The following is a 22,890-nucleotide window of genomic DNA, read 5'->3' as shown; positions in this document are numbered from 1 at the left end:
CGCGCCGTCAGGTGGCGGCAAAGGTGGGGAGAGTCAGCGGGGGCCGGCCGGGAGCCTCTTCAAACCGGCGGCGCAACCCACAATCCCGGCGATAAACAGCAGTTTGAGGACGCTGAACGGCTCCGCGCCGGTGGCCATCGCCCAGCCCACCGTGAGTGCCGCGCCGATGCCCACCCACACGGCGTAGGCAGTGCCCAACGGGATGTGGCGGGTGGCGTAGCCGAGGCCCCAGAGGCTCAGGCCAGCGGCGACAAGAAAGACCTGGGTGGGAAGCGGCTCGGTGAAGCCGTTGGACAGGCCCAGGGCTGTTGCCCAGACGGCTTCGAGGACCGCGGAAGCCAGCAGCACCGGCCAGGCGAGGCGACCCGCACGCATCACGCCACCACCTTCAGCCCGGCCACGCACGCCGCTATTCCCGCGAGCAGGAGGAAGCGGGCCGCCGTCGGGCGCTCCACCTTGGTGGCGATCGCGTACGCGGACGTCAGCACCACGCCGACGCCCACCCACACGGCGTACGCCGTGCCGGTGGGGATGGATTGCATCGCGAAGGCCAGGCCGCCCGTGCTCGCTGCCGCTGCCGCCAGGAAGAGCGCCGCCGGCGCGATGCGGCGCCGGCCCGGCAGTGTGGAGGCGCGGTGCAGGGCGGCGGCCCAGACGGCTTCCAGCGCGCCGGAAAGAATCAGGACTAACCACGACATAGGAGCTCCTGTGGCCAGTCTTGTCGCGTGCCGGGTACTGAACCGTCGTCCGGAGGCCTGGGAGAGGCCTTGGTCCCAGCGTAGCAACGCCCGACGGCGGGTGGCCGGGTTGGTGGCGAACCTCACCGGTCCGCCCTGCCAGGGTTAGAGCGTGCCGCCGGCCGCTTCGGGTGCCGCGGCATCCCGGCCGCCATCACCGATGGTTTCGCGGGCGATGAAGTTCTCGATATCGAACAGGTTGTCAGCGCGCTCGGCGATGTTCACCAGCGTGGTCATGGACGCCACCTCCTCCACCTGCTCCTTGAGGAACCAGAGCATGAACTGCTCGCCCAGGGCATCGTTTTCGCCGCGGGCCGCACGGAAGAGGTCCTCGATGTTGCGCGTGACTTCCTTTTCCTGTTCGAGCGCAAGGGCCAGCGGTTCCGTCACGGAGCCGAAGTCGTTCCGGACGGCGGGAACGCCCGGAATGGTGAAGGGGATGTCCCGGTCCAGCATGTACTGGACCATCATCATGGCGTGGTTCCGTTCCTCCACGGATTGCCGGTAGAAGTACCGGGCCAGCTGCGGGAGGTCCTGGTTGGCGAACCACGTGGCCACCGCGATGTACTGCTGCGAGGCCGTGAATTCGTTACCGATCTGGGTGGACAGAAGCGAGTTGAACGATGAAGTGGTCATAGCCTGAGTCTAGGAGCGCCCACCGGCAACAGCCAGTGTGGAAAGGCTCCGCTTGGCGAGGGAAGGCTGGCCTGACCCGGCTGTCGCTAGCCGGCTACTGCGTCGATGGAGACCACGGCCAGGAAGCCCCGGCCCAGGATCTCGGGGGTTTCGGCGTCAGAACCTGTGACGGCGTCATACCGGTCCAGTGCCTCGGCGCCCGGAGAAACTGCCGCCTGCCCCTGCAGCAGGATCCCGAACTGCCCCGCAAACAGCGGGTGGGCGCGCTTCTTGGACAGTTCGATGATGGACGTGTAGCCCTTGAAAGCACCGGTGCGGGTGATGACGTTCAGGTCACGGACGTCCCCCGTCGGCAGGGCGCCGGCCGTGGCCGCGCCGCCGGAAAAGCGGAACGGCCGGAACTTCTCCAAGGGATGTTCCACCCCGTCCACGGTGAGGAGGAACAGCTCTCCGTCGATCACCGTGAGGACCCGCTCCATGCCGGGGAAGGCCGAGAATTCGCCTGCTTTGCCCACCTCCGCAATGCTGACCCGCCAGTCCCAAGCGGCTGAACTCCCGACAGCACCGCCGTCATCCGCAACGCCGCGGGCGATTTCCCGCGTAACGCCGCCGCCGTTGCGCCACGGTTCGGCCTTCAGGTCTGCATACCGGATGATCTCCATCTGCCCAGCCTAGTGTTCCGGCAATGCCACCGGCCCCCGGACCCTGCTACTGTCCTGCGGGGGACACCTACAAACCTGAAGGAGCCGGGAATGTTCATCAAAGTGTGCGGTCTCAGCACGCCCGAATCGGTACGCGAGGCTGTGGACGCCGGAGCGGACGCCGTGGGGTTCGTCCTGACCGCCAGCCCACGGGTCGTCTCGCCCGGCCAAGCGCGCGCCCTGTTGGCGGACGTCCCCGAAGGAGTGGTGGCGATCGGCGTCTTCCGCGACGAGCCCGTGGCCGACGCCGTGGCCATCGCCCGCGCGGCAGGCCTCGAATGGATCCAGCTGCACGGCCAGCGCTCCCGGGAGGACGTCGCGACCGCGCACGACGCCGGCATGAAGCTGGTCAGGGCCGTCACCATGGGTGCCGCGCCGGCTGAGTTCGAGGACTGGGGCGAGGACCTCCTCCTCATCGACGCCGCCGTGCCCGGATCGGGTGAGGAGTGGGACTACGCCTCCATGGCCGGGATCCCCGGGCTGCAGGGCCGCAACTGGCTGCTTGCCGGCGGCCTTCATCCGGAGAACGTCGGTCCGGCAGCGGCGGCGGCCCAGGCCTGGGGTGTGGACGTATCATCCGGCGTTGAGTCCTCCCGCGGGGTCAAGGACCTGGCCAAAATCCGGGCCTTCGTGCACGCGGCGAGGTTTGCCGCCACGGTCTGATTTCCCCTGTAAACGGTTTAGGCCGGCCTGGGTAGGGGTCGGTTCACGGGATTCCCCGAGCCTTTTTGGCGGACATCCGCTGCACAATGGATGGATGAAGACTCTCCTCAACATCATCTGGCTGGTTTTCGGCGGCTTCTGGCTTGCGCTGGGATACTTCGCCGCCGGCGTCATCTGCTGCCTGCTGATCGTCACCATTCCCTGGGGCATCGCGTCCTTCCGGATCGCGGCCTACACGCTGTGGCCGTTTGGCCGGATGGTGGTGGATAAACCGGGCGGCACCGGAGTCTTTCCCATGTTGGGCAATGTCATCTGGCTGGTGGTGGCCGGTATCTGGATCGCCATCGGCCATGTCATGACCGCGGTGGCCATGGCCATGACCATCATCGGGATCCCGCTGGCCATCGCCAACCTGAAGCTCATTCCGGTGTCCCTGATGCCGCTGGGCAAGCAGATCGTGCCCACGGACACGCCCTTCGTCAGCACCTACCGCTGATAACACCGCCGGCCGCTGGTCTAAGGCGGACGGATCAGAGCGGCCCGCTCAGAGCGGCCGGAAGCTGCCGTTTCGAAGGAGTGCCACGGAATCGCTGTCATCGAGCTCGGCGGCGATGTCGACATCTCCGGCGTACCCCGCGCCGGCCAGTTCGCGGCCGCTGGAGCAGCCGTGCAGCATCTCGCGCAGGCGCGGTTCCGCCGCCTCGAACACCGCGGCGGCCGCCAGCGCTTCGGGGGAGTAGGCGGGCTTGCCGTCCTCGGCCTCATACCCGCCCCGGCCCGCGGCCAGCAGTCCGGCGATGAAGGCGCCGGCGCCGATCTGGTCTTCGACAGCCGGGCGCAGCGTCCCGTCCGGCCAGCGCTCTCCGGCGGCAACTGCTGCGATCACGGCGTCCTCCGGCAGGTTGGCGGCCACCCAGTCCGCCGTCGCTGCGGCGTTGCGGAGAGACACCGCGGCCACCAGGGGCGCCTCTCCGGCCAGCAGGTGGCACAGCGCCGAACCGTTCGGCGAGGGCAGCACCACCCGTTCCAGCGCTGGCGCGCTCCGGAATGACATCGGGGACAGGCTCAGCCCGCCGCCGCCCCGGGGACCCGCGAGCTCGGCCCGCCGGCTGGCAGCGAACGACTCCGCGCGCGTGTCCTTCCAGGGAAACGGGAACACCTCTGCGCCGCGGTCCAGGGCGACGCTGACGCAGGTGCCGAACGAGAAGACGTCGACCACCACCACGAGGTCCGCACCCGGCGCTACCGTCCTGCCGCCGTCGGCCCCCCATTCGAACCGGACCGCGTAAGGAACCTGCCGGTGCGCGGCGCCGGCGGTGCGCAGGTGCGTCACCTTCGGATCGGGGGCGTTCATGCCAGCTCACCCTGCAGGTTCCGCCGCGCCGCGGAAAGCCACAGGTCGCGGGCCCTCGCGGTGTGGAAGAGGGGGTCGAGTTCCAGTAGGCGGCGGACGACGGCGGCACGTCCGGCCGCGAAATCAGCGTCGCCGATGTGCGCGTAGTCTTTGCGGACGGCGCCGACGTAACGGGCGTATTCGTCCGGCTCGCCGCCGAGGACGGAGAGGTCCGCGTCGCAGAGGAGGGCGCCGTCGTCGTCCCCTGGCTCCGGGCGGTGGTCTGAGGTGAGCCGCACCAGCCGCGCCACTTCCGCCACCTCACCCTCCGGAAGGCCCGCAGCGGTGAGCCGTTCCTCGGCCAGTCGCGCCGACTCCTCCTCATCCTGGCCCGCGATGCCGCGGTAGACGGCGTCGTGGAACCAGGCGGACAGGAGCACGGTCCGCGGCGGCTCGGCCGGATCGGTGAGCAGGTCCAGGGATTCCAGTACCGAGAGCAGGTGGGTGCAGCCGTGGTAGTGGCGGTGGTCCTCGCTCCAGCGGTCCAGGAGGTCAAGGAACAGGGCATCGTGGCCCGGCAGGATGGTGTTCCAGCGGTTCAGCAGCGGAACTTTGAGCGACTTGTTCCGCTGCCGGGCGGGGATACGCAGGCCGCTGGCGATCAGCTTCCGGACCAGTACCCGGCCCTCCACCTGGATTGCGCCGGCGGCCACCAGGTCCGGGATGCGGCGCTCGGGGACGTCGTAGTGGTCGCCGTCGAACGCACGGTCCGGGATGCCGGCGGCCGCGGCAAACGCATGGAGCTCCTCGAGGGACGTGTCCGAGACCATGTGCGAGAAGTGCGTTCCGTGCGCAGGCCAGAGCGGCGGGTCTAGGTAGATGGCCATGGGGGAAGTCTAGTGCCGGAGGTACGCCGCCCCACTTGTGACGCTCTCTCACCTAATGCCGCCCAAACCCGGACGCTCTCGCAATGCGCTTTAAACGTCAACCCTCTCTCACCTTGCCGCAGAACGGTGGTGGGAAGTGAGAGAGCGTCGGCCGGGGACTGGCGTTAAGTGAGAGAGCGTCGGCCGGGGACTGGCGTTAAGTGAGAGAGCGTCGGCCGGGGACTGGCGTTAAGTGAGAGAGCGTCGCGTGGGGGAAATGCGTGGAGGGCCGGTTTGGACTCCGCACGGCTAGCCGTGCGGAGGGGATAGGTTATCTGGCGCGGGAACCGCATTTGCGGATTAGAATGGCTAAATGGCACTCATCCGCGTCTCTGAAGCTGCCCGTTTTCTGGGCGTTAGTGACGATACCGTCCGCCGCTGGACGGAGAACGGGTCCCTCACGCCGAAGAAGGACGATTCGGGGCGGCTCGCCGTGGACGGCCTGGAACTGGCGCAGCACGCCCAGCGCCTGGCGCAGCTGCCGGATGATCCGCACCGCACCGGGAGTTCCGCGCGGAACAGGTTCGTGGGCCTGGTCACCGCCATTACCGCGGACAAGGTCATGGCCCAGGTGGAGCTCCAGTGCGGGCCGTTCCGGGTGGTGTCCCTGATGAGCAGCGAGGCCGTCCGCGAGTTGGGCCTGGAGCCGGGGTCGGTCGCCACTGCCGTGGTCAAGGCGACCACCGTGATCATCGAAACGCCGCAGGGCAAGGGAGCGGCGTGAGGCGGGGGAGCGGCCGGCCCGCATCGCGGCGCTCGCGCGCTATCCAGGCGATGGCCGCCGTCGTGCTCCTGCTGGGGCTTGCGGCGTGTGCGCCTGCCGCCGGCTCCGGCGGAACCCTGACCGTGTTCGCGGCCGCCTCCCTGAAAGCCAGCTTCACCGAGCTCGCGGCAAGTTTCGAGGAACAGCACCCCGGAATGCATGTACAGCTGAGCTTCGCCGGCTCGTCGGACCTCGCCACCCAGATCAGCCAGGGCGCACCCGCGGACGTGTTCGCCTCCGCGGATACGGCCACAATGGAGCGGGTCACTCAGGCAGGAATGGCCGACGGCGGCACCCGGGTTTTCGCGGCGAACACCCTGGCGCTCGCGGTTCCGCCGGGAAACCCGGCCGGCATCCGCACTTACGCGGACCTGGCCCGGCCCGGGACGCGGCTCGTTGCCTGTGCACCGCAGGTGCCGTGCGGGGCGGCGGCCGCCGCGGTGGCCCGGCGGACCGGCACGGACCTGAAGCCCGTCAGCGAGGAAAACTCCGTCACGGACGTCCTGGGCAAGGTGATCTCCGGGGAGGCTGACGCCGGGCTGGTGTACCGGACAGACGTCCGCGCCGCCGTCGGGAAAGTGGACAGCGTGCCGTTCCCGGAGGCTGCGGACGCACCCGCCGCCTATCCCATCGCGACGCTGGCCGGAGCAGGGGACAAGGCCGCGGCCGATGCGTTCATTCAGCTCGTCACCGGCCCGGAAGGCCAGCGTGTCCTGGAGGAGGCGGGTTTCCGGACCGGCGGGGAAGCGGGCGGCTCATGACCCGCCAGGCCTACACCGGCATGCCGCGCTGGATTCCCGGCGTGGCGGTCCTCGCTGCCCTGGTAGTGGTCCTGCCGCTGGCCGCGATGGTGGCCCGGGTGGACTGGGCCAACTTCGTTCCGCTGGTCACGTCGCCGTCCGCGCTGGACGCCCTGGGCCTGAGCTTGCGGACGTCCGCGGCGAGCACCGTGCTCTGCGTCCTGCTGGGCGTGCCGCTGGCGCTGGTCCTGGCCCGGGGAAGGTTCCCCTTGCAGGGGCTGCTGCGGTCGCTGGTGCTGTTGCCGCTGGTGCTGCCGCCGGTGGTGGGTGGCATCGCGCTGCTGTATACGTTCGGCCGCCAGGGGTTGCTGGGCGGTGCCCTGGAGGTTCTGGGCCTTCAGGTGGCGTTTTCCACGGCCGCGGTGGTTCTGGCCCAGACCTTCGTGGCGCTGCCGTTCCTGGTGGTGAGCCTCGAGGGGGCGCTGCGCACCGGCGGCCAGCGGTACGAGGCCGTGGCCGCGACCCTCGGCGCCGCCCCCGGCGTCGTCTTCCGGCGGGTCACGCTTCCGCTGGTCCTGCCGGGGCTCGCGTCGGGCGCGGTACTCGCCTTTGCGCGCAGCCTCGGCGAGTTTGGCGCCACCCTCACGTTCGCCGGCAGCCTGCAGGGGGTAACCCGGACCTTGCCGCTGGAAATCTACCTGCAGCGGGAGACCGACCCGGACGCCGCCGTCGCGCTTTCCCTGGTGCTGGTTGCCGTGGCGGTCGCCGTGGTGGCGCTCGCGGATCGGCGCCCGGGTGCCGGTACGCGCATCTCTCTGGGACGTACGACGCCGGAACCCGCCACGCGCGGGAGCGTCCAGTGACGTTCCGGGTCGAGGCGGCAGTGGCGGGGCGCGGGCTGGACGTGGCCCTTCGCGTGGGGGCCGCGGAAACTGTGGCGGTGATGGGGCCGAACGGGGCGGGGAAGTCAACGCTGCTGGATGTCATCGCCGGGCTGCTGCGCCCGGACCGCGGCGGGGCCGAGCTCAACGGCCGGACGCTGTTCCGCACGGCTGACGGAACCTGGCTGCCGCCGCACCAGCGGGGGACGGCACTGCTGGCGCAGGAGCCGCTGCTTTTCCCGCACCTCAGCGCGGTGGACAATGTGGCGTTCGGGCCCCGGAGTGCCGGTTCGGGGCGTCAGGCAGCCCGGGAGCAGGCGCTGCGGTGGCTCGGCGAGGTGGAGGCGGCGGACCTTGCGGAGCGCCGGCCAGCCGAATTGTCCGGCGGCCAGGCGCAGCGCGTGGCGGTGGCCCGGGCGCTCGCGGCCGACCCCGCCCTGCTCCTTCTCGACGAGCCGATGGCGGCGCTGGATGTCCGGTCGGCACCGCTGCTGCGCCGCCTGCTCAAGCGCGTCCTGGCAGACCGGCCGGCCATCATCATTACGCACGACGCCCTCGACGCGCTGATGCTCGCGGACCGGGTGGTATTCCTGGACAACGGCCGCATTGTCGAGGAAGGGCCGACCCGCGAGGTGCTGGAACGGCCGCGCAGCGCGTTTGCCGCCGGGCTCGCCGGGCTGAACTTCGTGCCCGGAACCCTGCGGGGGGACGGGGTCCTCGCGGGTGAACTGATCATCCACGGGCCGGGGGACGGACTGGCGCACCCGGAGCTGAAGGATGCCGAGCTGAAGCACCCCGAGCTGAAGCCGGACCGGCCCGGCGTGGCCGTGTTCCCGCCGTCGGCCGTTTCCGTGTATCTGACGGACGCGCACGGCAGCCCGCGCAATTCCTTCCCGGTGACCATCACGGACCTGGAGCCGCACGGCGACGGCATCCGGGTGCGCGGCGGGGGCCTGGCGGCGGATATTACGACGGCGGCGTCCGCGGACCTGGGCCTGGCGCCGGGAGTGCGGGTGTACTTCGTGGTCAAGGCTTCTGCAGTGGCGATCTACCCCGCGTGACTCTTTCGAAGGCACCGCGATTGGACTCTCGTGACTGGCCCGACCGGCCAGCTCCGACCGTGAGGCAGCGGTGGTGATGTTCAGATTCTTTTTGATTCGGTACCCATCCGCGCCCCGGGACAGAACGAACAGCTGTTGAGTTCTCTTTCGAGCACACCGTGACTGCAGAATGTCAGATCTGGAGGTGAGGCAATGGGCGTCAGTCTGCCATGGCTTCGCTCCGGCCTGCGTACTCTTGTTCTCGGAACACTCCTAGCCGCTGGCTGGATCATTTTCGGCGCGGCATCAGCGCACGCCTTCGAACCGCTTCCCCCGGTCACGGACGCCGTTCACAAAATCACCGGCAATGAGACTGCGTCCGGTTCGATAGCCGAAGCCCCTGTGATCACCGAGGAAGAACCCAGACGGGCTGAGGCTCCTGTAGCGGCACTCCTTGAACCGGCCATCGTTGGTGCCGAGCCCCTGATTCCAGCAGCGCGCCAGATCGTTGACCCGGTACTGGCTCCCGTGGAGGCGGCCGTGGCCCCCGTGGCAGCACCGGTAACCTCCGTGGTTGGTCAAGTCACGGAGGTTGCCGGACCGATGACCGGGCTTGCCACTGATGTGTTTACACCGGTCACATCGACGGTCGCTGATCTCACAGCACCTGTTACCGGCACCCTCGCCCACATGGTGGCACCTGTTACAGCATCCGTCGCATCAACCATCAGTCCGGTCGCCGTAGTCGTGGGCGAAGATCCCACCGCAGCGGCAGTTTCTCCCTCCGCGGCATCTGAGGCGATAAATGGGTCCTCGAACGATGCGCCGGGCGGGGACGCTGCAAGCGGGGCCCCTGATCTGTCCGGGGGCCCGTCAGTTCGCTTCGACGCCGGCAATGTGCCCCCGCTTCGCCAAGACCAGTCAGCCTTCCCGGTATCCACAGCTGGTGGTGAGACGTCGGAGATCCAGACGCAGAACCCGGGTCCTGACCTTCCCAATAGGCCAGGGCCCGGTTCGCCGGCCACGGCCCCGACAGGTTCAGGGTCAACCTTCCGCTCAGCCAGCGAAGCCGGCTCCGCTTTCGCGGATGGGCTGGCAGTCTTCCAGCTTTCCTTGACGCGCACCTTACTCACCGATGTCTTCCGCCGCTCTGACGAGCTCCCGGGTTCCATCAGCCTCGAGCACGGCTTCTCCCCCGACTAGTGATGCCGCTCCGCGCCACGATGCGCGGACGACGATCCAGCCAGCATCAACTGGTGCATGGCCCCCATCACTAAGAAGGAATATCAACCATGAAATCTTTCATACGTACAACTTTGTGCAGCGCCGTCTTCGCCGGCGGAATACTCATCCTCGGCGCAGGTGCAGCCTCCGCTTCCGACACCACTACCAGCTCCGGTTTGGGCCTCGGCTCGGGAACCCACATTGGCCTGAACCTGAACCTGGACGCTGAAACCCGGGCAGCCACGGAATCCTCCACCAGCTCCGGTGGGGACAGCATTCTGGGCGAGGGCGGCACCAACGGTGAGCTTGTTTCGGATCTGAACGCCGGTCTCGGTGTGAACCTGGACGCTGAAACGAACCTGGATGCAGCAACCCGGACAGCAACCGAATCCTCCACCAGCACCGGTGGGGACAGCATTCTGGGTGAGGGCAACACCAACGGCGAGCTTGTTTCGGATCTGAACGCCGGTCTCGGTGTGAACCTGGACGCTGAAACGAACCTGGACGCTGCGACGAACCTGAACCTGGACGCTGAAACCCGGGCAGCCACGGAATCCTCCACCAGCACCGGTGGGGACAGCATTCTGGGCGAGGGCGGCACCAACGGTGAGCTTGTTTCGGATCTGAACGCCGGCCTCGGTGTGAACCTGAACGCCGGCCTCGGTGCGAACCTGGACGCTGAAACGAACCTGGATGCAGCAACCCGGACAGCAACCGAATCCTCCACCACCACCGGTGGGGACAGCATTCTGGGCGAGGGCAACACCAACGGTGAGCTTGTTTCGGACCTGAACGCCGGTCTCGGTGTGAACCTGGACGCTGAAACGAACCTGGATGCAGCAACCCGGACAGCAACCGAATCCTCCACCAGCACCGGTGGGGACAGCATTCTGTAGCCGTACCAGTTTTCAATGATTAGTCGGGCCGGTGCGCTGCTCTACAGAGCAGCGTCCCGGCCCGAACCTGCCGCGTGACCCCCGCAGGACCTAAGGCTCTGGACAGCAGTTTCGCCGTCGGCAAACATGGCAACAGGACCATGCTTCACAAAGTTGAGCGTAGTACACTCAACTTAGGAAAACTGCCCCCGAAAGGAGCTCTCTTTGGACGTCAAATTCACTACCAAGAGCCAGGAGGCTCTTTCGGCCGCGGCCATGAACGCCTCCACCGCCGGAAACCCCCAGGTTGAACCGGCCCACCTGCTCAAGGCGCTGATGGACCAGCGCGAAGGCGTCGCCGTCGCGCTTCTCCGCGCGACGGGAGCGGACCCGGATGCCGTCAGCGTCCAGGCCAGCAGCGCCATCAAGGCCCTGCCCGCAACTTCCGGCGGATCCACCCAACAGGCTCAGCTCTCGCGGCCCGCCCTGCAGGCCATCCAAAACGCCAAGGAGGAGGCCGACCGCCTGGGCGACACCTTCGTCTCCACCGAAGTGCTGCTGCTCGGCCTCTCCTCCGGAAGCGACGCCGTCGGGCGTTTAATGCGCGACGCCGGCGCCTCCCACGAAGCGCTGCTCGCCGCCCTGCCGGGTGTCCGCGGCGACCGGAAGGTCACCAGCCCGGACCCGGAGAACACCTTCCAGGCACTGGAAAAGTTCGGCACGGACCTCACAGCAATGGCCCGGGCGGGCAAGCTTGACCCCGTGATCGGCCGCGACTCCGAGATCCGGCGCGTCGTCCAGGTGCTGAGCCGCCGCACCAAGAACAACCCGGTGCTGATCGGCGAACCGGGCGTTGGCAAAACGGCCGTCGTCGAAGGGCTGGCGCAGCGGATGGTGGCCGGCGACGTCCCCGAAAGCCTGCGCGGCAAGACCCTGGTCTCACTGGACCTTGGCTCGATGGTCGCCGGGGCCAAATACCGCGGCGAATTCGAGGAGCGGCTGAAGGCTGTCCTCGAGGAAATCAAGGGTTCCGAGGGCCAGATCGTCACGTTCATCGATGAAATCCACACCGTGGTGGGGGCAGGTGCCACCGGTGATTCGTCCATGGATGCGGGCAACATGCTCAAGCCCATGCTGGCCCGCGGCGAGCTGCGGCTGATCGGCGCCACCACGCTGGATGAGTACCGCGAAAACATCGAGAAGGACGCGGCTCTGGAACGCCGCTTCCAGCAGGTCTATGTTGGCGAGCCCAGCGTGGAGGACACCATCGGCATCCTCCGCGGCTTGAAGGAACGCTACGAGGCGCACCATAAGGTGTCGATCGCGGATTCCGCCCTGGTGGCGGCCGCCACGCTGTCCAACCGCTACATCTCGGGCCGGCAGCTGCCGGACAAGGCCATCGACCTGGTGGATGAAGCCGCGTCCCGGCTGCGCATGGAGATCGACTCCGCCCCGGAGGAGATCGACCAGCTCCAGCGGATGGTGGACCGGCTCACCATGGAGGAGCTGGCCCTGCAGGACGAGAAGGATGAAGCGTCCGTAGAGCGGCTGGCCGCCCTCCGTGCTGACAAGGCCGACAAGGAGGAAGAACTCAACGGGTTGAAGGCCCGCTGGGAGGCAGAGAAAGCCGGGCTCAACCGGGTAGGCGACCTGAAGGCGAAGCTGGATGAGCTGCGGTCCGCCGCGGACAGGGCCCAGCGCGAAGGCGACCTGGAAACGGCATCGCGGGTCCTCTACGGCGAAATTCCCGCCCTTGAACGTGAGCTCAACGCGGCCGCCGAAGCCGAGGCCGCCGTCTCGGACAAGTCCGGGCAAATGGTGGCCGAGGAAGTCACGGCCGACGACATCGCCGAGGTCATCTCCGCCTGGACCGGGATTCCGGCCGGCCGCATGCTGCAGGGCGAGAGCCAGAAGCTGCTCCACATGGAGGAGGAGCTGGGCAAGCGGCTCATCGGCCAGGCCAAGGCGGTCGCCGCGGTCTCGGATGCGGTCCGGCGCGCCCGTGCCGGGATCAGCGACCCCAACCGGCCCACCGGTTCGTTCCTGTTCCTGGGCCCCACGGGCGTGGGCAAGACCGAGCTGGCCAAGGCGCTGGCGGACTTCCTGTTCGACGACGAACGCGCCATGGTGCGCATCGACATGTCCGAGTACGGCGAGAAGCACTCCGTGGCCCGGCTGGTCGGAGCGCCTCCCGGGTACGTCGGGTACGAGGAGGGCGGCCAGCTGACCGAAGCCGTCCGCCGTCGTCCGTACTCCGTGGTGCTGCTCGACGAAGTGGAGAAGGCCCACCCGGAGGTCTTCGACATCCTCCTGCAGGTGCTCGACGACGGCCGGCTCACCGACGGCCAGGGCCGCACCGTCGATTTCCGCAACGTGATCCTGGTGCTCACGTCCAACCTGGGCAGCCAGTTCCTGGTGGATCAGTCGCTGGATCCGGAGGCCAAGCGGAACGCCGTCATGGCCACCGTGAACGCGTCCTTCAAGCCGGAGTTCCTGAACCGGCTGGATGAAGTGGTGCTGTTCGACGCGCTCACCGTCGAAGAGCTGGCGCACATCGTGGAGCTGCACGTGGCCGAGCTGGGCCGCCGCCTCCACGAACGCCGCCTGACGCTGGAGGTCACGGACGGCGCCCGGGCCTGGCTGGCGCTCACCGGCTTCGACCCCGCCTACGGTGCCCGGCCGCTGCGCCGCCTGGTGCAGCGCGAAATCGGCGACCGGCTGGCCAAGGCCCTCCTGGCCGGCGAGATCGCGGACGGTGACACGGTGCTGGTGGATACAGCGCCCGACGTCGGCGAGCTCACCACGGGTGCAGACGCTGCGGCTGGCGCCCGGGCGGGGGAGTCGACGGCGCGCGGCCTGTCGGTGCGGCGCAAGGGCTAACGCGCCGAGATGGCAGATCACGGCAGTCCGGCGCACCGGAACTGCTGTGATCTGCCATCTCGCGGAAATTAGGGGAGCACGCTCGCTTTGATGACGTTGCCGCCGGGTGCTGTGACATAGCAGTCCACCCGGCGGTCCCCGGACTCCCAACTGGTGCTGCTGGGATAGCTGCGCTCGTAATTCAGGGTGTACTGGTCCGCTGCCGGGCCGAGCTTCGTGGCCTGGCAGGCTTCGAGCGCCTTGGCCCTAAGCGCCTCCGAGCCCGGGTAGGACTCCTTCTCCGGATAGCGGAACACGGCCACCAACTGGGCGGAGTGGCTGGTGCTGCAGGCCACCACCGTGGACTTCAGAGCCTCGGGATCGAAGTCCTTGAAGCAGTCGCCCAGGGTGTAGTCGCCGGGGTTCACCCCCGTCCGGGGGAGGGGCATCTGAGTGGCCGGCGGCGTGGCAACCGTCTCGAGAACGCCGGGGATGTCCTTGGCGGAAGTGCCGTCCGCGTTGGAGTTCAGCCATACGGCCAGCCACACCAGCGAACCGATGACGGCTACCAGGATGACCACGAAGAAAACCTTCCAGAACGTCTGCTGGCCGCTGCCCGGCGCGTGGGGCACTGGCTCCCGGACTGCAGGATCAGGCGTATCGGTTTCCTGGCCCTGCGGCGGCGTCTCGGGCCTGGGCGGGACGTCCTGGTGGTCCACGGGTGCATCCTCCTTCGGCAGATGTTAAGCGACTCTACCGAAGAAAAATCCGCGAATCCTGCCTGCGCGCCCGGAATGGTAACGCAGACCACCGCCGGAGGGCCGTTACCGGCAAGCAGTGCCCGGCGAAAGCATGTAATCTAGGTGTACGACAAATTGACCAAACATTCCGGGGCCTCACCTATCGCCTAGGTGACCACCTCCGGTCCAAGTACAAAAGGGGGTCACGCCATGGGGCGCGGCCGTCAAAAGGCAAAAGCTACCAAGCAGGCTCGGGACATTAAGTACTACTCCCCGAACACTGACTATTCGGCACTTCAGCGTGAGCTGACGGGCCCGGGAAGTCGTGCCACGAGCCGTTTCGCCAATGATCCGGTTGAACCGGACTATTCGGCTTATGTGGACAAGTACGCGGATGATTTGGAAGAAGACGACGACGAGGTAGACACCCGTCGCATCGGCTAGCCGCAGCGGAGTGCCCTGCCAGGGAGCACCGCGGCGCCGCTTCGCCAGCACATAGAACTGCACGAACGGATACAGCATGCTGTATCCGTTCGTTGTGCTGTCCCCGGAAAGTGCCGGGACGCAGCGAGAAAACATACCTGCATCTACCCCCAGTCCCTGCCATGCGCCCAGCCTTGACTTAATGCGTTAGCCGTCACTAACGTATTAAGCATGCTCGACCCCCTGGAAGTTGCCGCTGAGCCCAACCGGAGGCGACTGCTCCAGCTGCTGGCGGGCGGGGAGCGGACGGTGACGGACCTTGCGGGTTCGTTTACCGTCAGCCGTTCCGCCATCTCCCAGCACCTGCTCCTGCTGGAACAGGCCGGCCTGGTCACTGCCCGCAAGGAGGGCCGAAACAGGTTCTACGCCGTCAATCCGGACGGCATGGCCAGGCTCCGTCAGCTTTTCGAACAGTTCTGGACCAACGAACTGGACCAGCTCGCCGCCGACGCCACCACTTACCGCCGCACCTGACCTCACAAAGGATCCATCATGATTCTCGACAAGACAGTCCTCCTGCCCCTCGGCCTCGACGATGCGTTCGCCCTGGTGACCGAGCCCGCGCGCCTGCGCCGCTGGCAGACCGTTGCCGCCCGCGTTGACCTGAAGGTCGGCGGCGAATACCGCTGGACAATAACACCCGGGCACCACGCGTCGGGCACCTTTACCGAGGTCGAGCCAGGGAAGCGCGTGGTCTTCACCTGGGGCTGGGAGCAGCCCGGCGCGCCGGCGGACAACGTCTCCACCGTCTCCGTTACCTTCGAACCGGCCGAGGGCGGCACGAATGTCCGCCTGGTCCACGAAGGTCTGCCCACACCGGAGGCAGCCGCGGCCCACGCCGAGGGCTGGAACCACTATCTCGACAGGTTGCTGGCAGAAGCGTCCACCGGTGACGCGGGAGCTGACGAATGGGCTGCGGCCCCGCAGGACATCAATCAGCTGACCGCCGCGGACGCCACCCTGGCCATCCTGCAGCGGGTCCTCCGCGGCATCACGCCCGCAGACCTGGACCAGGCCACGCCCTGCAGCGACTTCAACGTGGCCCAGCTGCTCGACCACCTGGCCGCCTCGGTGGGCAATATCGGCAAGGCCCTCGGCGCCACGGTTAAGGACGACGCCGGGAAGTCGCCTGAGGAGCGTATCGCGGACCTCGCGCAGCCCACCCTGGAGGCCTTTGCCCGCCGCGGCCTCGAAGGCACCGTGGACATGGGCTTCGCCGAGCTGCCCGCCACGATGGTGGCATCCATCCTGAACCTCGAGTTCCTGGTCCACGCCTGGGACTTCTCCAGGGCCCTCGGCCGCGACCTCGCCGTGGCCGACGAACTGACCGACTACGTCGAGGTGCTGGCGCAGCAGACCATCAGCGACCAGGTCCGCGCCGGCGGAAGCTTCGCTGCACCGGCTCCGGTGGGTGAATCGGCGTCGAGCCTTGACCGGCTGGTGGCGTTCACGGGACGCGCCGTCTCCGCCTGACCTTGGGGAACCCTGTAGCCTGACCGCATGACTCTCCCGAAGATCTATGCGCACGGCGAGCCGTGCTGGGCGGACCTGCAGACCCGTGACGTCACCTCAGCCAAGGAGTTCTACGCCGCCGTGTTCGGCTGGACCTACGAGGACCTGCCCACGCCGGACGGCCGCAGCTATGCACAGGCCTTCGCGGGCAGCAGCCTCGTCGCCGTGATCGCGCCGCAAAACACCGTGCAGGAGGCTGCGGGGACCCGCGCACAGTGGAACATCTATTTTGCTGCGACGGACGCGGCGGCGCTGGTGCGCGATGCGGAGTTCGCCGGAGGAAAGGCGGAATTCGGTCCGGAGGCCGTTGCCGAAACCGGGGTTCTCGCCTTCGTGGCACCTCCCGGCGGCGGCACCACGGGCGTCTGGCAGCCCGGAACCCACACGGGAAGCCAGCTGTTCAACGTCCCCGGCGCGCTGGCATGGGCGGAGCTGTCCACGCCCGAGCCGGCTGCCGCCGTCGGCTTTTTCCAGGAGCTCTTTGGCCATGAGGTCACCGAATATCCGCAGGACGACGGCGGCACTTACAGCACGCTGATGGTCAACGGTGCCGAGGTGGCCGGCGTCGTTCCTGCCGACGAGGGCGCGCAGGCGGGCTGGGACGTGTACTTCGGCGTCGCCAGCCTGGCGGATGCTGTCCGGGCCGCGGTGGCGGCCGGCGGCGAGGTCCTGGTGGAGCCTGAGGGCGGCGCCGGTCACGGCGCGCTGGCAACCGTCCGTGATCCGCAGGGCGGAGTCCTCAGCCTCCTGGAGGTCTAAGCCCGCCGCGTCCACACTCTGCTGGACACAGAGAAAGGCTCCCGCCAATGCGGGAGCCTTTCTGTGACGTGCTAGTTGTTGACGATCTTCACAGGCCCGGTTTCCGTCTCGCAGACCGTTACCTCGTTGCCGGACGCGTCCACGGCCTCGCCAAGGACGGCTATCGATCCGATATCTGCCACGTCGCACAGTGAGGCGGCGACTGATGCCGCGACGTTGACGTCAACGGCATCCTTCACCGTCACGTCACCGACAGTGACATTGACGAGTCCGTCGTTGAGGGTGGTGTTGTCTGCGGCGTGTGAGGGCCCGGCGGCAGCGCCCACCAGGAAGAGGGTTCCGGCTGCTGCAGCGGTGGCTTTCTTCAAAACTGACATTATTTCGCTCCCTTGAGTCCGGCCCGATGCGCCACACATCCGGCCGCCGTGGCGTACCTCGATGGTGGGTGAGCCGCGCAAATACTGCGCGACGCGAATTTCCGGGCGTCTTGTGGATGCTTCTTGTCCCATCCGCGGACCGATATCGAAACGGTCAGCGGGGAAGGCGGTCCGGCTGGGCCAGCGACCTAGCGCTGTATTGGCGCGGGCTTTGAACTTCAAGCTCCGTATGAAACCTCAGTCGGACATCTGTGGTGCACTTCCACGTACAAGCCTAAAGGTAAGCATACTTAGCAGTCAAGGACGGGGTCGAGAATGGCGGTCACCCCTTAACCATCGAGTGCGCCCCACCGGCCCCCTCGCCTCGCAAGCTCGGCCCGGGAACCCTGCCGGCATGGGCCCACGTACTGGTCGTTATGGACCCCCAAAACGACCAGTACGGAGCACTCGATGACTCTTAGGCGTACGCGTTGACCATTCGCACCGCGCCGCCGTCCACGCCCTTGGCGCCCTGGACGTAGTCCGGGCCGGTCTTGATGATCGCGTCCGAATCCGCGGTGACGGTGCCCATGATCCAGGACGGCAGTCCGCGGTCATTAAGGCGGGCCACTGCTGCATCCGCGGCCTCGGGCGACACGATGGCCACCATTCCCACGCCCAGGTTGAGCGTGCGTTCGAGGTCCGCCAGCGGGACGTTGCCCAGCTCGGACACCAGCTTGAAGATGGCGGGCAGTTCCCAGGTGGCGCGGTCCACCGTGGCAACCAGGCCCTGGGGGAGGACGCGCGCCAGGTTGGCTGCGAGTCCGCCGCCGGTGACGTGGCTGAAGCCGTGCACGGCAGCGGGGCCGCTGAGCGGGAAGGTCCGGGCCAGGTCCAGGCAGTCGGCGGCGTAGACGCGGGTGGGCTCGAGCAGTTCCTCGCCCAGGGTGCGGCCCAGCTCGGATACCTGGCGGTCCAGCGCCCAGCCGGCGTGGTTGATGACGCGGCGGACCAGGGAATAGCCATTGGAGTGAAGGCCGGAGGAGGCCATGCCGATGACCACGTCACCGGCGCGGACACGCTCGGGGCCCAGCAGGTTGTCGGCCTCGATGACGCCGGTGGCGGCACCGGCGACGTCGTACTCGTGCTCACCCAGCAGGCCGGGGTGCTCGGCGGTTTCGCCGCCCACCAGTGCGGTTCCAGCGACGGAGCAGGCGGCCGCGATGCCACGGACGATGTCCGCAATGCGCTCGGGAACCACCTTGCCGCAGGCGATGTAGTCGGTCATGAACAGCGGCTCGGCGCCCACCACCACGATGTCGTCCACCACCATGCCCACCAGGTCGAAGCCGATGGTGTCATGGATGTCCATGGCCTGAGCGATGGCAACCTTGGTGCCCACTCCGTCCGTGGATGTGGCCAGCAGGGGTTTCTTGTAGGTCAGCAGCTTCGACACGTCGTACAGGCCGGCGAATCCGCCCACCCCGCCCAGCACCGACGCATTGTGGGTCGCCTTGATGGCGTCCTTCATGAGCTCAACGGCGCGGTCACCGGCTTCAACGTCCACACCCGCGGAGGCGTAGGTAATGCCGGGGGTGTCGGGGGTAATGCCAGGGACGGGGGCAGCGGAGGTCATACGGACTCTTTCTTGTCAGCGCCGGTGGCGGCGTGCAGGTCTGGCACGAGGTCTTCGTCGGTCAGCAGGTTTTCGAGCTCGGAGTCCGGTCCCGGGTCGCAGCCGGTGGCGCCGGACTTTTCCGCCGGGTCAACGGCGGGGTCGACGTCGGCGGCCGCACCTGCCGTGTTGTCCACCGCCAGGGCGGCGGTTTCACCGGGGAGCGCGGACGGCGACTTCAGGCCGCCCAGATCCGTGCGCTCCAGCAGGTTCTTCCCCAGCTTGTCCGAGCCGGGCAGTTCGATGGGGTACTTGCCGGTGAAGCAAGCGGTGCAGAGGCGTTCGCGGGGCTGCTGGGTGGCACCGATCATGCCGTCTTCGGAGATGTACGCCAGGGAATCGGCGCCGATGGCCTGGGAGATTTCCTCGATGGTGGCACCGTTGGCGATCAGTTCGGCGCGGGAGGCGAAGTCGATCCCGTAGAAGCAGGGCCACTGCACCGGCGGGGAGGAGATCTTCACGTGGACGGCAGCTGCGCCGGCCTCGCGGAGCATCCGGACGATGGCGCGCTGCGTGTTGCCGCGGACGATCGAGTCATCCACCACCACCACTCGCTTGCCCCGAATGACCGACTCAAGGGCGTTGAGCTTCAGCCGGATGCCCAGCTGCCGCAGTGTCTGGGACGGCTGGATGAACGTACGCCCAACGTAGGAGTTCTTGACGAAACCGTGGGCGAAGGGGATGCCGGATTCCTCGGCGTAGCCGACGGCCGCCGGGGTGCCCGACTCCGGGACGGGGATGACGATATCCGCTTCCTGGGTGTTTTCGCGGGCCAGCTGGCGGCCCATCTCCACCCGGGACTCGTACACGGAGCGGCCGGCGATCGCGGCGTCCGGACGCGCAAGGTAAACGTATTCGAATACGCAGCCTGCCGGCGTCGGCTCCGCAAAGCGCTGGGAGCGGACGCCCTGCTCGTCGATGGCGATGAACTCGCCGGGTTCGATCTCGCGGATGAAGCTCGCACCCACGGTGGCCAGTGCCGACTGTTCGGAGGCGACCACCCAGCCGCGCTCCAGCCGGCCGAGGACCAGCGGGCGGATGCCGAAGGTGTCGCGGGCCGCGTAGAGGGTGCCCTCGTCCATGAAGACGAAGCAGAAGCCGCCCCGGATCTTGGGCAGGAGCTCGATGGCGGTCTGTTCGAGGGTCTTGCCCTCCTCGCCCTCCAGCAACGCCGTGACCAGGGCGGTGTCCGAGGTGTTGCCCTGTTTCATCTCGCCGGTGAGGTTGCCGCCGTTGCGCTCCAGGATCATGGCGTTCAGCTCGGCGGTGTTGGTCAGGTTGCCGTTGTGCGCCAGCGCGACCGTTCCGGTGCTGGTGGCACCGAGCGTGGGTTGGGCGTTGGCCCAGTGGCTGGCGCCGGTGGTCGAGTAACGGCAGTGGCCGACAGCGAGGTGCCCGGTCAGTGTGTTCAGCGTGGTTTCGTCGAAGACCTGGGACACGAGGCCCATGTCTTTGTAGACATTGATCCGCTTGCCGTCGCTGGTGGCTATGCCAGCCGACTCCTGGCCACGGTGCTGCAGCGCATACAGCCCGTAGTAGGTGAGTTTTGCTACTTCTTCACCGGGTGCCCAAACACCGAAGACGCCGCAAGCGTCCTGCGGGCCTTTTTCGCCAGGGAGAAGATCATGGGAAAGTTTTCCATCGCCGCGTGCCACTGGTCGATTATCTCACGACATGGGGTAGGACTTTTCCGGGGCTCCGATTATGACCGCGGGCCGGTTTCCGGTTCATCGCCGAGGGTGTTTTCCTGCTCTTCCTCTGGCACGGACTCGACTATTGCGCGTTGCTGTCTCCGGAGGCTGCGACGGTCCAGGATTAGGGCAAGGACAGCGCCGAGGATGGCGCCGCCGCCGGCGAACATGACCAGAAAGAAGCCGAACACGGCGCCGGGATCAAAGCTGTCGCTGCCGGGAAGAGCGTAGGCCACCACTGCTGCGGCCGCGATGCCCACCACTGCGCCGAGCACAAGGAAGGGAACATACTTAGGGGCGCGCCGGACCGTGACTTCGCGGCGCTCGGCAGGGGAGTGTTCGGGAGACATGCCATCCAGCCTACATTTTCGTGGCGCTGGGTTGCCCGCCGCCGACGTTCGGCGGCGGCCCTAAACTGATATATCTCTTGACAGGGAATGTGGCCGCTGACATATGCTCGCGTAGGCACCATGCGCGCATCGTTGTGTATTACGCAACAAAGGCGTCACGTCCCAGGCGCGGCTATGCGGTCCGGATCCGCGCGGATCCACGAAAGGAACGAAGATATGGTTCACAAAGTTCAAGCTGTCATTGCCAGGGAGAAGGACGCCCCGGTCACGCTGGAGACCATCCTGGTACCGGACCCGGGACCGGGGGAGGCGCTGGTGGATATCCTCACCTGCGGCGTTTGCCACACCGACCTGCATTACAAGCAGGGCGGCATCGGCAACGACTTTCCCTACCTGCTGGGGCATGAGGCCACGGGTGTCGTCAGCGCTGTGGGGCCGGACGTGACGTCGGTTGCCCCCGGGGACCGGGTGATCCTTAACTGGCGCGCCGTCTGCGGCCAGTGCCGGGCGTGTGCCAAGGGCCAGCCGCAGTACTGCTTCAATACGCACAACGCCACCCAGAAGATGACCCTCGAGGATGGCACCGAGCTTTCCCCCGCGCTGGGTATTGGCGCGTTCGCGGAGAAGACGCTGGTGGCGGCCGGGCAGTGCACGAAGGTGGATCCGGAGGCTGATGCTGCGGCCGTCGGCCTGCTGGGCTGCGGCGTGATGGCGGGCATCGGCGCCGCCATCAACACCGGCGAGGTCAAGCGCGGCGAGTCCGTGGCTGTCATCGGCTGCGGCGGTGTGGGCATCGCCGCGATCGCCGGTGCGAAGCTGGCGGGCGCGACGACGATCATCGCCGTGGACATTGACGACAACAAGATTGATATGGCGAAGTCCCTCGGCGCCACCCACGGCGTGAACTCCACGAAGGAGGACGCCGTGGAGGCCATCCGCGCCCTCACCGGCGGGAACGGAGCGGACGTGGTGATTGACGCCGTCGGACGCCCTGAGACCTACAAGCAGGCGTTCTACGCCCGGGACCTTGCCGGCCGCGTGGTGCTGGTGGGCGTCCCGACGCCGGAGATGCAGCTGGAACTGCCGCTGCTGGACGTGTTCGGCCGCGGCGGGTCGCTGAAGTCCTCCTGGTACGGCGACTGCCTGCCGTCCCGCGACTTCCCCATGCTCGTCTCCCACTACAAGCAGGGCAACCTGGACCTGGACGCGTTCGTGTCGGAGCGCATCACCATCGACCAGGTGGAGGAGGCCTTCCACAAGATGCACGAGGGCAAGGTGCTGCGCTCGGTAGTGGAGATCCAGCCGGAAGGAGTGTCCGCATGAGTGTCCGGATCGAGAACCTGGTCACTTCGGGCACGTTTTCGCTCGACGGCGGCACCTGGGACGTGGACAACAACGTCTGGATTGTGGGCAACGACGAGGAGTGCGTGATCATCGACTCCCCGCACGACGCCGCCGCGATCATCAACCAGGTCAAGGGCCGCAAGGTCCTGGCCATCCTGCAGACCCACGCGCACAACGACCACATCGGCGCCGCCCGTGAAGTGGCCGACGCCGTGGGCGCACCGATCTACCTGAACCCCGAGGACCTGGTGCTCTGGGAACAGGTGTACCCGGACGCCAGGCCGGACCGGGAACTGGCCGACGGCGACGTGTTCGAAGTGGCCGGGGTGACGCTGCGGGCCATCCACACCCCCGGCCACTCGCCGGGGTCCACCTGCTTCTACCTGGAAAGCGAGGGAACGGTCTTCACCGGGGACACGCTGTTCAACGGCGGCCCGGGTGCCACCGGCCGGTCCTACAGCGACTATCCCACCATCGTTGCCTCGATCCGGGAGAAGCTGCTGACGCTCCCGGCCGGCACCGTGGTCCGCACCGGACACGGGGACAACACCACCATCGGTGCCGAGCGGGAAGCGCTGGCCAGGCCGGCGCACTAGGCTGGA

General features: G+C 67.5%; 26 protein-coding genes and 1 riboswitch. Of the genes, 15 read left to right on the top strand and 11 right to left on the bottom strand.

Annotated features, from left to right (window positions below; translation table 11 throughout):
• Positions 1–33 precede the first annotated feature (33 nt).
• From ACIQCM_RS07545 to ACIQCM_RS07530, 4 genes are all read right to left on the bottom strand, one after another.
• Positions 34–375 (bottom strand): DMT family transporter, encoded by a 342-nt coding sequence (locus ACIQCM_RS07545; protein ID WP_400605246.1) that lies wholly within the window; start codon positions 373–375, stop codon positions 34–36.
• Positions 375–698, bottom strand: a complete 324-nt coding sequence (locus ACIQCM_RS07540) for a DMT family transporter (RefSeq protein WP_400605244.1) — start codon at positions 696–698, stop codon at positions 375–377. Before ACIQCM_RS07540 ends, ACIQCM_RS07545 begins: the two co-directional genes overlap by 1 nt.
• Positions 699–707: 9 nt before the next feature.
• Positions 708–772: riboswitch (guanidine-III (ykkC-III) riboswitch) on the bottom strand.
• A gap of 70 nt (positions 773–842) precedes the next feature.
• Positions 843–1,373, bottom strand: a complete 531-nt coding sequence (locus tag ACIQCM_RS07535) for a ferritin (protein WP_400605243.1) — start codon at positions 1,371–1,373, stop codon at positions 843–845.
• An 86-nt stretch (positions 1,374–1,459) separates the two neighbouring features.
• Positions 1,460–2,035: a HutD family protein gene (locus ACIQCM_RS07530; RefSeq protein ID WP_400605241.1), complete on the bottom strand. Its 576-nt coding sequence runs from the start codon at positions 2,033–2,035 to the stop codon at positions 1,460–1,462.
• Between the two features lie 90 nt (positions 2,036–2,125).
• On the opposite strand from ACIQCM_RS07530, the gene ACIQCM_RS07525 reads away from it, so the two are divergent.
• Both ACIQCM_RS07525 and ACIQCM_RS07520 read left to right on the top strand, forming a co-directional pair.
• Positions 2,126–2,737 (top strand): phosphoribosylanthranilate isomerase, encoded by a 612-nt coding sequence (locus ACIQCM_RS07525; RefSeq protein WP_400605239.1) that lies wholly within the window; start codon positions 2,126–2,128, stop codon positions 2,735–2,737.
• A 94-nt stretch (positions 2,738–2,831) separates the two neighbouring features.
• Positions 2,832–3,233 (top strand): YccF domain-containing protein, encoded by a 402-nt coding sequence (locus ACIQCM_RS07520; RefSeq protein ID WP_400605238.1) that lies wholly within the window; start codon positions 2,832–2,834, stop codon positions 3,231–3,233.
• Positions 3,234–3,281: 48 nt separating this feature from the next.
• On the opposite strand, the gene ACIQCM_RS07515 is transcribed toward ACIQCM_RS07520, so the two are convergent.
• Positions 3,282–4,091 carry a 2-phosphosulfolactate phosphatase gene (locus ACIQCM_RS07515; RefSeq protein WP_400605236.1) on the bottom strand — a complete coding sequence of 270 codons (810 nt, stop codon included), beginning with the start codon at positions 4,089–4,091 and terminating at the stop codon, positions 3,282–3,284.
• Positions 4,088–4,957: a DUF4031 domain-containing protein gene (locus ACIQCM_RS07510; RefSeq protein WP_400605234.1), complete on the bottom strand. Its 870-nt coding sequence runs from the start codon at positions 4,955–4,957 to the stop codon at positions 4,088–4,090. The genes ACIQCM_RS07515 and ACIQCM_RS07510 overlap by 4 nt, the downstream gene beginning before the upstream one ends.
• A 352-nt stretch (positions 4,958–5,309) precedes the next feature.
• On the opposite strand from ACIQCM_RS07510, the gene ACIQCM_RS07505 reads away from it, so the two are divergent.
• From ACIQCM_RS07505 to clpB, 7 genes are all read left to right on the top strand, one after another.
• Positions 5,310–5,720 (top strand): molybdopterin-binding protein, encoded by a 411-nt coding sequence (locus tag ACIQCM_RS07505; protein WP_400605233.1) that lies wholly within the window; start codon positions 5,310–5,312, stop codon positions 5,718–5,720.
• Positions 5,721–5,770: 50 nt separating this feature from the next.
• Positions 5,771–6,520, top strand: a complete 750-nt coding sequence (gene modA / locus ACIQCM_RS07500; RefSeq protein WP_400605461.1) for a molybdate ABC transporter substrate-binding protein — start codon at positions 5,771–5,773, stop codon at positions 6,518–6,520.
• Entirely contained in the window at positions 6,517–7,362 is an 846-nt protein-coding gene (locus tag ACIQCM_RS07495; protein ID WP_400605231.1) for an ABC transporter permease, read from the top strand. Before modA ends, ACIQCM_RS07495 begins: the two co-directional genes overlap by 4 nt.
• On the top strand, positions 7,359–8,441 hold the full coding sequence (locus ACIQCM_RS07490) for a sulfate/molybdate ABC transporter ATP-binding protein (protein WP_400605230.1): 1,083 nt from the start codon (positions 7,359–7,361) through the stop codon (positions 8,439–8,441). Before ACIQCM_RS07495 ends, ACIQCM_RS07490 begins: the two co-directional genes overlap by 4 nt.
• Positions 8,442–8,633: 192 nt before the next feature.
• Complete coding sequence (locus tag ACIQCM_RS07485) at positions 8,634–9,623, top strand: hypothetical protein (RefSeq protein ID WP_400605228.1); 990 nt, start codon at positions 8,634–8,636, stop codon at positions 9,621–9,623.
• Between the two features lie 89 nt (positions 9,624–9,712).
• Entirely contained in the window at positions 9,713–10,540 is an 828-nt protein-coding gene (locus ACIQCM_RS07480) for a hypothetical protein (RefSeq protein ID WP_400605227.1), read from the top strand.
• Between the two features lie 204 nt (positions 10,541–10,744).
• A complete protein-coding gene (clpB, locus tag ACIQCM_RS07475) occupies positions 10,745–13,399 on the top strand; it encodes an ATP-dependent chaperone ClpB (protein ID WP_400605226.1) in 2,655 nt (884 codons plus the stop codon).
• 68 nt (positions 13,400–13,467) lie between these two features.
• On the opposite strand, the gene ACIQCM_RS07470 is transcribed toward clpB, so the two are convergent.
• A complete protein-coding gene (locus ACIQCM_RS07470; RefSeq protein ID WP_400605225.1) occupies positions 13,468–14,097 on the bottom strand; it encodes a septum formation family protein in 630 nt (209 codons plus the stop codon).
• Between the two features lie 231 nt (positions 14,098–14,328).
• On the opposite strand from ACIQCM_RS07470, the gene ACIQCM_RS07465 reads away from it, so the two are divergent.
• From ACIQCM_RS07465 to ACIQCM_RS07450, 4 genes are all read left to right on the top strand, one after another.
• On the top strand, positions 14,329–14,562 hold the full coding sequence (locus ACIQCM_RS07465; RefSeq protein ID WP_377214178.1) for a DUF3073 domain-containing protein: 234 nt from the start codon (positions 14,329–14,331) through the stop codon (positions 14,560–14,562).
• A 210-nt stretch (positions 14,563–14,772) separates the two neighbouring features.
• A complete protein-coding gene (locus tag ACIQCM_RS07460) occupies positions 14,773–15,075 on the top strand; it encodes an ArsR/SmtB family transcription factor (RefSeq protein ID WP_400605224.1) in 303 nt (100 codons plus the stop codon).
• Positions 15,076–15,093: 18 nt separating this feature from the next.
• Positions 15,094–16,074, top strand: a complete 981-nt coding sequence (locus ACIQCM_RS07455; RefSeq protein WP_400605223.1) for a TIGR03086 family metal-binding protein — start codon at positions 15,094–15,096, stop codon at positions 16,072–16,074.
• A gap of 27 nt (positions 16,075–16,101) precedes the next feature.
• The gene (locus ACIQCM_RS07450; protein ID WP_400605221.1) at positions 16,102–16,872 is read left to right on the top strand and encodes a VOC family protein; all 771 of its coding nucleotides are present in this window, start codon (positions 16,102–16,104) and stop codon (positions 16,870–16,872) included.
• Between the two features lie 71 nt (positions 16,873–16,943).
• On the opposite strand, the gene ACIQCM_RS07445 is transcribed toward ACIQCM_RS07450, so the two are convergent.
• The 4 genes from ACIQCM_RS07445 to ACIQCM_RS07430 form a co-directional block, all read right to left on the bottom strand.
• Positions 16,944–17,249 carry a hypothetical protein gene (locus ACIQCM_RS07445; RefSeq protein ID WP_400605219.1) on the bottom strand — a complete coding sequence of 102 codons (306 nt, stop codon included), beginning with the start codon at positions 17,247–17,249 and terminating at the stop codon, positions 16,944–16,946.
• Positions 17,250–17,706: 457 nt separating this feature from the next.
• The gene (gene purM, locus ACIQCM_RS07440; RefSeq protein ID WP_400605218.1) at positions 17,707–18,864 is read right to left on the bottom strand and encodes a phosphoribosylformylglycinamidine cyclo-ligase; all 1,158 of its coding nucleotides are present in this window, start codon (positions 18,862–18,864) and stop codon (positions 17,707–17,709) included.
• On the bottom strand, positions 18,861–20,558 hold the full coding sequence (gene purF / locus ACIQCM_RS07435) for an amidophosphoribosyltransferase (RefSeq protein WP_400605216.1): 1,698 nt from the start codon (positions 20,556–20,558) through the stop codon (positions 18,861–18,863). Before purF ends, purM begins: the two co-directional genes overlap by 4 nt.
• 47 nt (positions 20,559–20,605) lie before the next feature.
• Positions 20,606–20,944 carry a hypothetical protein gene (locus ACIQCM_RS07430; protein WP_400605214.1) on the bottom strand — a complete coding sequence of 113 codons (339 nt, stop codon included), beginning with the start codon at positions 20,942–20,944 and terminating at the stop codon, positions 20,606–20,608.
• 216 nt (positions 20,945–21,160) lie between these two features.
• On the opposite strand from ACIQCM_RS07430, the gene ACIQCM_RS07425 reads away from it, so the two are divergent.
• Together ACIQCM_RS07425 and ACIQCM_RS07420 are read left to right on the top strand one after the other, a co-directional pair.
• Entirely contained in the window at positions 21,161–22,267 is a 1,107-nt protein-coding gene (locus tag ACIQCM_RS07425) for an S-(hydroxymethyl)mycothiol dehydrogenase (RefSeq protein ID WP_400605212.1), read from the top strand.
• Positions 22,264–22,884, top strand: a complete 621-nt coding sequence (locus ACIQCM_RS07420) for an MBL fold metallo-hydrolase (RefSeq protein WP_400605210.1) — start codon at positions 22,264–22,266, stop codon at positions 22,882–22,884. The genes ACIQCM_RS07425 and ACIQCM_RS07420 overlap by 4 nt, the downstream gene beginning before the upstream one ends.
• The last annotated feature ends 6 nt before the right edge of the window (positions 22,885–22,890 follow it).

The organism is Pseudarthrobacter sp. NPDC092439, assembly GCF_044754945.1.
In the GTDB taxonomy this organism is placed as follows: domain Bacteria; phylum Actinomycetota; class Actinomycetes; order Actinomycetales; family Micrococcaceae; genus Arthrobacter.
The sequence above is the reverse complement of the archived record's forward strand: the minus strand, read 5'-3'. Positions and strand labels throughout refer to the sequence as shown.

Excerpts from the sequence above, each read along its gene's own strand:
- ACIQCM_RS07545 (WP_400605246.1), bottom strand. The coding sequence starts at position 375 with ATGCGTGCGGGTCGCCTCGCCTGGCCGGTGCTGCTGGCTTCCGCGGTC.
- ACIQCM_RS07540 (WP_400605244.1), bottom strand. The coding sequence starts at position 698 with ATGTCGTGGTTAGTCCTGATTCTTTCCGGCGCGCTGGAAGCCGTCTGG.
- ACIQCM_RS07535 (WP_400605243.1), bottom strand. The coding sequence starts at position 1,373 with ATGACCACTTCATCGTTCAACTCGCTTCTGTCCACCCAGATCGGTAAC.
- ACIQCM_RS07530 (WP_400605241.1), bottom strand. The coding sequence starts at position 2,035 with ATGGAGATCATCCGGTATGCAGACCTGAAGGCCGAACCGTGGCGCAAC.
- ACIQCM_RS07525 (WP_400605239.1), top strand. The coding sequence starts at position 2,126 with ATGTTCATCAAAGTGTGCGGTCTCAGCACGCCCGAATCGGTACGCGAG.
- ACIQCM_RS07520 (WP_400605238.1), top strand. The coding sequence starts at position 2,832 with ATGAAGACTCTCCTCAACATCATCTGGCTGGTTTTCGGCGGCTTCTGG.
- ACIQCM_RS07515 (WP_400605236.1), bottom strand. The coding sequence starts at position 4,091 with ATGAACGCCCCCGATCCGAAGGTGACGCACCTGCGCACCGCCGGCGCC.
- ACIQCM_RS07510 (WP_400605234.1), bottom strand. The coding sequence starts at position 4,957 with ATGGCCATCTACCTAGACCCGCCGCTCTGGCCTGCGCACGGAACGCAC.
- ACIQCM_RS07505 (WP_400605233.1), top strand. The coding sequence starts at position 5,310 with ATGGCACTCATCCGCGTCTCTGAAGCTGCCCGTTTTCTGGGCGTTAGT.
- modA (WP_400605461.1), top strand. The coding sequence starts at position 5,771 with ATGGCCGCCGTCGTGCTCCTGCTGGGGCTTGCGGCGTGTGCGCCTGCC.
- ACIQCM_RS07495 (WP_400605231.1), top strand. The coding sequence starts at position 6,517 with ATGACCCGCCAGGCCTACACCGGCATGCCGCGCTGGATTCCCGGCGTG.
- ACIQCM_RS07485 (WP_400605228.1), top strand. The coding sequence starts at position 8,634 with ATGGGCGTCAGTCTGCCATGGCTTCGCTCCGGCCTGCGTACTCTTGTT.
- ACIQCM_RS07480 (WP_400605227.1), top strand. The coding sequence starts at position 9,713 with ATGAAATCTTTCATACGTACAACTTTGTGCAGCGCCGTCTTCGCCGGC.
- ACIQCM_RS07465 (WP_377214178.1), top strand. The coding sequence starts at position 14,329 with ATGGGGCGCGGCCGTCAAAAGGCAAAAGCTACCAAGCAGGCTCGGGAC.
- ACIQCM_RS07460 (WP_400605224.1), top strand. The coding sequence starts at position 14,773 with ATGCTCGACCCCCTGGAAGTTGCCGCTGAGCCCAACCGGAGGCGACTG.
- ACIQCM_RS07455 (WP_400605223.1), top strand. The coding sequence starts at position 15,094 with ATGATTCTCGACAAGACAGTCCTCCTGCCCCTCGGCCTCGACGATGCG.
- ACIQCM_RS07450 (WP_400605221.1), top strand. The coding sequence starts at position 16,102 with ATGACTCTCCCGAAGATCTATGCGCACGGCGAGCCGTGCTGGGCGGAC.
- ACIQCM_RS07445 (WP_400605219.1), bottom strand. The coding sequence starts at position 17,249 with ATGTCAGTTTTGAAGAAAGCCACCGCTGCAGCAGCCGGAACCCTCTTC.
- purM (WP_400605218.1), bottom strand. The coding sequence starts at position 18,864 with ATGACCTCCGCTGCCCCCGTCCCTGGCATTACCCCCGACACCCCCGGC.
- ACIQCM_RS07430 (WP_400605214.1), bottom strand. The coding sequence starts at position 20,944 with ATGTCTCCCGAACACTCCCCTGCCGAGCGCCGCGAAGTCACGGTCCGG.
- ACIQCM_RS07425 (WP_400605212.1), top strand. The coding sequence starts at position 21,161 with ATGGTTCACAAAGTTCAAGCTGTCATTGCCAGGGAGAAGGACGCCCCG.
- ACIQCM_RS07420 (WP_400605210.1), top strand. The coding sequence starts at position 22,264 with ATGAGTGTCCGGATCGAGAACCTGGTCACTTCGGGCACGTTTTCGCTC.